Source organism: Massilibacteroides sp., from assembly GCF_028705895.1.
Lineage (GTDB): Bacteria > Bacteroidota > Bacteroidia > Bacteroidales > Tannerellaceae > Massilibacteroides.
Genome location: NZ_JAQWCQ010000046.1, coordinates 23,127 through 30,732 on the forward strand (window position 1 = coordinate 23,127; position 7,606 = coordinate 30,732).

Sequence of the window (7,606 nt, forward strand, 5' to 3'; positions counted from 1 at the left end):
ACAAACAGTGTTTCTTTAAGGCAAATAATTACTTGGGGTTACCCCATAAAAGTTTTTAAAACACCGGGCGAAGTAGTTTGCATCAGCGAATCCGACTAATGAAGCTGCTTCGTTTACGGTGTATTTTTTTTGTGCCAATAGCTCTGCTGCTTTCTTTAGCCGGATATTCCGCGTGAAGGTAGAGGCGGATAGTTCGGTTGCTGCTTTTAGTTTTCGGAAAAGGTTTGCCCGGCTCATCGCCATTTCCGAACAAAATTCTTCTACACCAAACTGAGGATTCTGTAAGTTCTCTAAAACCACCTGAGTCGCTTTACAGATAAATGCTTTTTCAACTTCGGGAATATGTTCTTCCGGTTTCTGTAAATCGAATGATTCTTTGAAGATAGTCTGAAGTTTTTCTGTCCTTTTTATAAGCGATTTTATTTTGACGTTAACAATTTCAATATTGAATGGTTTAAGTATATAATCGTCCGCACCGGCATAATATCCTTCCAATTGTTGTTGTTCCTCAGCGCGAGCTGTTAATAGTAACACTGGAATATGAGCCGTTCGTTCTTCTGTTTTTAACCTTTCGCAGAGCTGTAAACCATCTACTACGGGCATCATAATGTCTGAAATTATCGCATCCGGTATTGCTTCTAAAGCTTTGTCAAGTCCCTCAAGTCCGTTTTTTGCTGTAATTACATTATATTCATGCCTAAATTGATTAGCCAGATAATTTAGTAAGTCCTGATTGTCTTCGATAAACAATAACGTGTATTTATCTTTTGATATAAGCTCTGTTGTATTTTCTCTTTCGGTAATGGACGAGAGCCTTAACTCTGTTCTGAAAATAGTTGATTGTGAGATTGCGTCTTTAAGCTCTACCCACTCCGTAGGAAAACTTGTTTCTGATACCGGAAAAAGCATAGTTAGTTTAGTCCCTTTTCCTTCTTCACTTTCACAAAATATCATTCCGAAATGACTTTCTATACGCTCTTTGGTATGAGCAAGCCCTATTCCTGAACTCTCAAACCGTTGGAAAGAATTCTGTTTATTCATATAATACCGATCGAAAATATGAGGAAGCACTTCCGATGGAATACCTATTCCATTATCTTGTACGATTATACGAATAGTCTGTTCAGTTTGTTCTGCAATTTCTGCAGAGAGGGAGATCGTTCCATTATCGGGAGTATATTTGAATGCATTGGAGAGAATATTAAATAAGGCTTGCTCTATGATTTCCCGATCAAAAAAAGCATTGCCAATTTCAGTAGATATATTCGAATCAAATGAAATTGCATATTTTTTTGCTAACGGTTGAAATATTTCGGTAATTTCATACAATAGCTTTTTCAGGTTAGTATAGGTGATATGTGGGTGGAAGTTTCCCTTATCCATCGTCGCAAGATCTAAAAGTTCGTTTACATGACGGATCAGACGTTGCGTGTTGCGTTGAATTGTATGAACGGCCTTTTGTAATTCTCCGGTGTCCGGATTTTTGTTTCCTTGCTGTTCCAGATTTTCAGTCATACCCTTGATTATTGTCAGAGGTGTACGTAGCTCGTGTGAGATATTTGTGAAGAAGTTTGTTTTCTGCTCATCGAGTATCTTTAACTTATTATACAGTTTCTCAGTCTCTTTGTTCTTGTTTTCTACTATTTGTTTTGCGTCTAAAAGAAGCGATGTTCTTTCCTCAACTTTCCTTTCGAGTGCCTGTTGTCTCACCCTGTATATATGAAGTCTGCTCTTATATAGTATATAGAGCAATAAAATAGTCACAAGAATACAGAGCAGAATAAACCACCAACTTTGCCACCAAGCTGGCAGGATTGTTATTGACAAAGGAACCGGATAGCTCCAGCTATTGCCGACTTCAGACACCCGGACTAAGAATTCATACTTCCCTGCTGGCAATGCCGAATATTGTGCATAACGATATCTTGAGTCCGTGTTACGCCATTCGGAATCATATCCTTTTAATTTATATTGATACTTGTTTTTTAGAGGATCCGCATAGTTGAAAGATAGAAAATCAATTCGTATCTCTTTGGAATCCTGATAGGCGGTCTTAATCGTGTTCTCATGAATTCGTTTTCCATTTATATATACAGTAGAGATAAGTAAGGATATATCTGTTTGCTCACTTTGTAAAATCTGCGGATCAAAACTAAGTATTCCATTATTAGTACCGAAAACTAATTCTCCCGATTTTCGGAGGCAGCTGAGTCCCGCTGTAAATTCATTTGTAAGAAGCTTATTATCTGTTGAGTAATTTACTATTTCGCCCGTTTGCGTATTCAGGCGGGATAAACCTTTATTCGTTCCTATAAAAAGGATGCCGGGAGTAGCCTCCTGAATGCTCTGGATAATATTTCCGGCTAAACCATCCTGTACCGTAAAATGTTGAAAATCATTGGCTGATCTATTATACTTGTCTAATCCCGCATTTGTTCCGATCCACACACTACCCCGATGATCGCAGAACAAAACCTTTACATAATCAGAAACTAAACTTACTGGATCATTTTCTGTATGCCTGAAGTTAATAAATGATTTCTCAGACATATCGAATTGTTTGAGTCCTTCTCCTTCGTTTCCAATCCAGATATGATTTTCACGATCTGCACAAATAGAATAAAGTTTGCCGTAAATCACTTCATTTTGTTCTGCGTAAGAGACGGAGGAGGAATAATAATTAGTTTTCTGATTTTTAAGATTGTATTCTATCAATCCTAAAGTCTTGGTTACAAGCCAAATATTTTCTTTCTTATCGACAATACATTTTAAAGCTAACTCGTTTTTCCTTCGGATATCAAAAGAAGAGATGCTTAACGTCTTGAGATCTATTTGATCCGGATTTGCATCTAAATAAGTAATCCACAACTTGCTATCCACATCTTCTGCAATAGAACTGATAATTTTACCAGATAAAGATGAAGAGGACGAAAAAGGAGAGAAAGTATATCTGTTTTCTATTTTTCCCGAATGATAATCAATCTTATCCAATCCTTTTATGGTTGCCACCCAAAGATCCTGATTGCTGTCTTCATAAACAGATAAAATATGATTTGACGAGAGGTCGGTTGTCTGCTTCAGATAACCGAATCTGTAGTTAAAGAGAGGTTTATTCAGGTTGCAAAAACTAATGCCATAATTATCATGCCCAATCCATAGGTTATTAAACCGGTCAATGTACAGACAGTTTATCTGATTACTTGCAATTGAATAGGGATTTTCAGGAATATGCTGTATTTGTCCTGTTTTTCGTGTTTGCGGAGAATAAAAAAACTGCCCCTGATTGACTCTGTTGTCGATAAACCATACCGTTCCGTATCTGTCTTCATGAATACTCTTTATCAGGCATTCTCCGGATGGCGCAAGATCTGTCGGTTGATCAAAAAAATGTTCAATACAAGGTTCCTCTTCATTGGGGGATTGAATAAGAGATGCCCCCTGATTATGGCCGATCCAGATATTTCCGTTCCACGTTTCCATAAATTGATAAACATAGGTCTCCTTTTTACCGATCGCCTGAAAGATAGGTTGCGATGGATTTGCCTCTGTGCTTTTAAAAGCTCCATATTTACTTGTTCCCACCCACACATATCCATTTCTGTCTTTTAAAACTGTTGTAGCTCCGGTTGTAATACAACTATCTTTCGTCTGTACGGTATGATCTATGAAAATGTTTTTTATTGAGTTGTATTGTGTAAAACCGGATAAAGTAGAAATCCAGATGCTATTGTCTTTTGCTACCGATATATTATTAATTAAAACGGAATAGTTATTTATTCTTTCTAATGTGCCTGATCTATAATCATAAGATAGAAGTCCGTTCTCCGTACCAATCCAGATAATATTTTCATTAATTGCTGCAAAACAAGTTGTTTTTCCATATATACGGTGTTGCTGAATAAGTTCCTTACGACCGAAATTGACAAAGATTTCTGTCTCGGGATCATAAAAACTAAAATCTCCACTAAAAAAGAATATCCAGATATTACCTCTTAAATCAATATGAAGTTGTTCGATGGTGTTTTTCTGGATGCTGTTTTTGTTCTCAGGATCAGAATAGAATGTAGTGAAGTCGAATCCATCAAAACGATTCAATCCTTCTGGGGTTCCGAACCATATATATCCTTTCTTATCCTGTAAAATGGAAGTAATACGAACAGAAGAAAGTCCCGACTCTGTGCTGAGACGGTTGAAAATTCTGTTTTCGCTTTTGGAAGAAAAGACAAGGAACAAAAAGCAAATAAGATAAAAGTTTCTCATTTAGAATTGTATTTCTTTTCAAATATACTGAATAGAGATCGGATATGATGATATTAATCAATAGTTTGAGCTATTTGTCCTGTTTTTTGAAACATCTGTCCTGCCCGAACTTTCTATCACGTTCTACATTTGCAAGACTAACGTAATTAATCGCAGTGTAATGAAAATACTTAATCTTATTCTTTTCTTTCTTACATCTTCTTTCTTGGTAATGGGGCAAGGTATTAAAGGAGTTGTCATTGATGAGACAACAAAGAAACCGATAGAATATGCTCACGTTATCATAAACAAAAATGAGAAACCAATAAAAGAAGCAATGACTGGAAAAAATGGTTTTTTCATTATTACGGGATTGTCAGAAGGTGAATATCAACTGCAGATTCGTTCTTTAGGTTACGATCCCTACTTTAATAGTCGGATTGTCGTGGGCAATACTGTAAAAGATTTGAACGTAATATCTATGCGAACCTTAGAAGTAGGGTTGGCAGAAGTTGAAGTGGTAGCCAATAAAAAACAGGTAATTTATAAATTAGATAAAAGAGTGGTAGAGGCTTCTTCAAGTTTGCTCTCTGCGGGAGGAAGTGCGATAGATATATTAGAGAATACGCCGTCCATTCGTGTGAACGCTGAAGGCGAAGTAACTTTTCGAGGCAGTAGTGGTTTTACGGTGTATATTAATGGAAAACCAAGTGTTTTTTCCGGATCTCAAGCTTTAGAACAAATCCCGGCAGGACAGATCGAGAATATTGAGATTATTACTACGCCTTCAGCTCAATATGATACACAGGGAGATATTGGTATTATTAATGTGATAACAAAAAAGAAATTTGACAGTGGCCTGAGTGGATTTATCAATATCAGTGGGAGCAAATTGAAAAGTAAAAGTATTGATTTCCTGATTACAAAACAGAATAAAACTTCCCGATGGTATTTTGGAGGAGGAGCAGTAAATCATCGCCGTAAAAGTCATTTTGAACAGGAGAAAACGACGGTGGTGAATGATACAACGACTGTTTCTTTTTCAAAAGGACCAAGAGAGAGTACCTGGTATATGTATTGGTTAAAAGGAGGGTGGAATTATTCTACGGCTCGCACTACGTATTCGCTGGATTTGGAAGGCGGTTACGGTGGATTGAAACGTAAGGGCGATCTGGATTATTCCGAAACGCAATCAGAATCCGGCAAAATATTTACTAATGCAGAACTTTATAGTCGTGATGATTTTGATATACACGAAACCTTCTATCAGGGGAATGTCAGTATAAAACATCAGTTTAATGATCAGGGACATTTTATTAACGGACGTTTCTTTCTGAAATATGGAGATGATGCATTAGAATATTTTGAAAGTAATCTTTACAATCTGAACAACGAACGTGAACAGGGACATCGTGCATGGGAAGCCGAAGATCGTTGGAATGTACGTGGAAATCTGGACTATGAATTTCCATATAGCGAAACGGGGCGACTCAAGGCCGGTTATCAGTATTACTCCTATATCGAGGATGGAGATTATAAAATGAAATACTGGAATCCCGAAATACAAGATTTTTATTGGAGAGATGATATTTATAATACGTTCTTTTTCCAACAAGAAATTAATTCAGTCTATGCGATTCTTGGTGAGAGCTATCGTGCATTAGAATTTCAAGTCGGCGTAAGAGGAGAGCATACCCGTCAGGTTCTTGAAAGCTCCAAAGAATGGGCAAACCGTTTGCAGAAAAGGTTTGAACTTTTCCCCTCTGCTCATCTCGGACTGAACTTACCTCAAAACCAAAAAATATTGCTTTCGTACAGCAGAAGAACTAATCGCCCACAACTTTATTATATGGAACCGTATATTACCTATCGGGATTATTACACTGCTGAAATCGGAAATCCCGATATCCGTCCCGAATATATCCATTCATTTGAATTAAATTACGCGTGGAGTGACGAACAAAAATCAGTTTCAGCCACAGCTTTTTATCGTAACAGAAAAGATAAGATAGAACGTCTTCGTGTTCCTTACACTGCAGGAGTTACGTTGGATTCTATGGCGAATGTCGGTCATGATTATTCTGCCGGAATAGAATTGACTTCCTCTCTTCAGGCATTAAAATGGTGGAATACCCAAGTGAACGGAAGTCTTTATGCTTATAAAGTAGAAAATGAATATAAGACCGGCGGACAAGATGAAACAAGTACTAATTACGAAATAGGTTGGTATAACACCTTTGATGCCGGAAAGACTACGCGTATTCAGTTTGATGGAAATTTTGTGGGGCCATCTGTGACAACACAAGGTAGAACAGATTCTTTCTGGTATATAAACCTGGCAATACGCCAACAATTATTGAAGAGGAAACTGACTGCTACATTAGCGTTCAGGGATATATTCAACACCGCGCGTTATGTAAGCAATATCACCACACCTACATTGAAGTCTTACACACGGATACGACCGGATTATCCTTTAATAACGCTTTCGGTCAGCTATACTTTCAATCAGTTTAAATTCTCAGGCGGTGATTCAAGAGGATCACACGATCTGTTTGAGGGAACGAATCATTAGGTTAACATGAATAAATAGAGTTGCCGCTAAGGCAACCGCATTCTGAAAATTGGGCGGACGGAATCTGTGAAGACTCCGTCCGTATTTTTTTTCTTTTTTTAAGGATAAAAACAAGGTCTGATTACCTGAAAAAGGCCTGTTTTTTTTGGTGTTGAAAATCAAGGAATAAAATGCCTTGAAAAAATAAAGGATATTTTTCCAAAAATATCCTTTATATTTCCAAAAATATCCTTTATATTTTTTTTTCAAATACTATGTCTATAATTTTGCCTGAAATAAGCTTACAAAAAACACGGTATTAATGGTTACAAACATGTCCGTCTTCGTGAGCGGAACAGGCTTCTCCAGAATCATTGATCTTTCCTGAAAGGAAGTCGAGAACTAATTCTTTTGTGCCTCCTGAACATCCTCTGTAAACTTTTATGCCGTGATTGCTAAGTACGTTGAGTGCACCATTACCCATACTGCCTGCTAACATAACCGTAATGCCTTTTTCCTGGAGTACGGAAGCAATGTTGCTTTTACAGCCACATCCTTGTGGAGAAGGTAATGATTCGGTTCCTTTTATGGAGTTATCTTCGATCGTGTAGATTGTGTAACTTTCACAATGACCGAAATGGTCATCTACTTTGCTTTCTTTTGTTGGCACTGCTATTTTCATACGTTATTTTCCATTTAAAATCCAAGCAACTCCTGGATTATTGTTATTAATTAACTTTCATATTCTATCTTTATACCAGGGCGTTAAGAGGAAACAGGCTCTGCTGGGGAGCAACCTGTCAGCAATAAACA

Annotated in this window: 3 protein-coding genes; 1 reads left to right on the forward strand and 2 read right to left on the reverse strand. The window is 37.2% G+C overall.

What is annotated here, in order from left to right:
- Positions 1-15: 15 nt before the first annotated feature.
- Positions 16-4,260 carry a two-component regulator propeller domain-containing protein gene (locus PHT93_RS11460; protein ID WP_300243017.1) on the reverse strand — a complete coding sequence of 1,415 codons (4,245 nt, stop codon included), beginning with the start codon at positions 4,258-4,260 and terminating at the stop codon, positions 16-18.
- A 160-nt stretch (positions 4,261-4,420) separates the two neighbouring features.
- Here PHT93_RS11460 and PHT93_RS11465 point away from each other — a divergent pair, with 160 nt between their 5' ends.
- Positions 4,421-6,814, forward strand: a complete 2,394-nt coding sequence (locus PHT93_RS11465) for an outer membrane beta-barrel family protein (RefSeq protein ID WP_300243019.1) — start codon at positions 4,421-4,423, stop codon at positions 6,812-6,814.
- Positions 6,815-7,112: 298 nt separating this feature from the next.
- On the opposite strand, the gene PHT93_RS11470 is transcribed toward PHT93_RS11465, so the two are convergent.
- Positions 7,113-7,475, reverse strand: a complete 363-nt coding sequence (locus PHT93_RS11470; protein WP_300243021.1) for a NifB/NifX family molybdenum-iron cluster-binding protein — start codon at positions 7,473-7,475, stop codon at positions 7,113-7,115.
- Positions 7,476-7,606 lie beyond the last annotated feature (131 nt).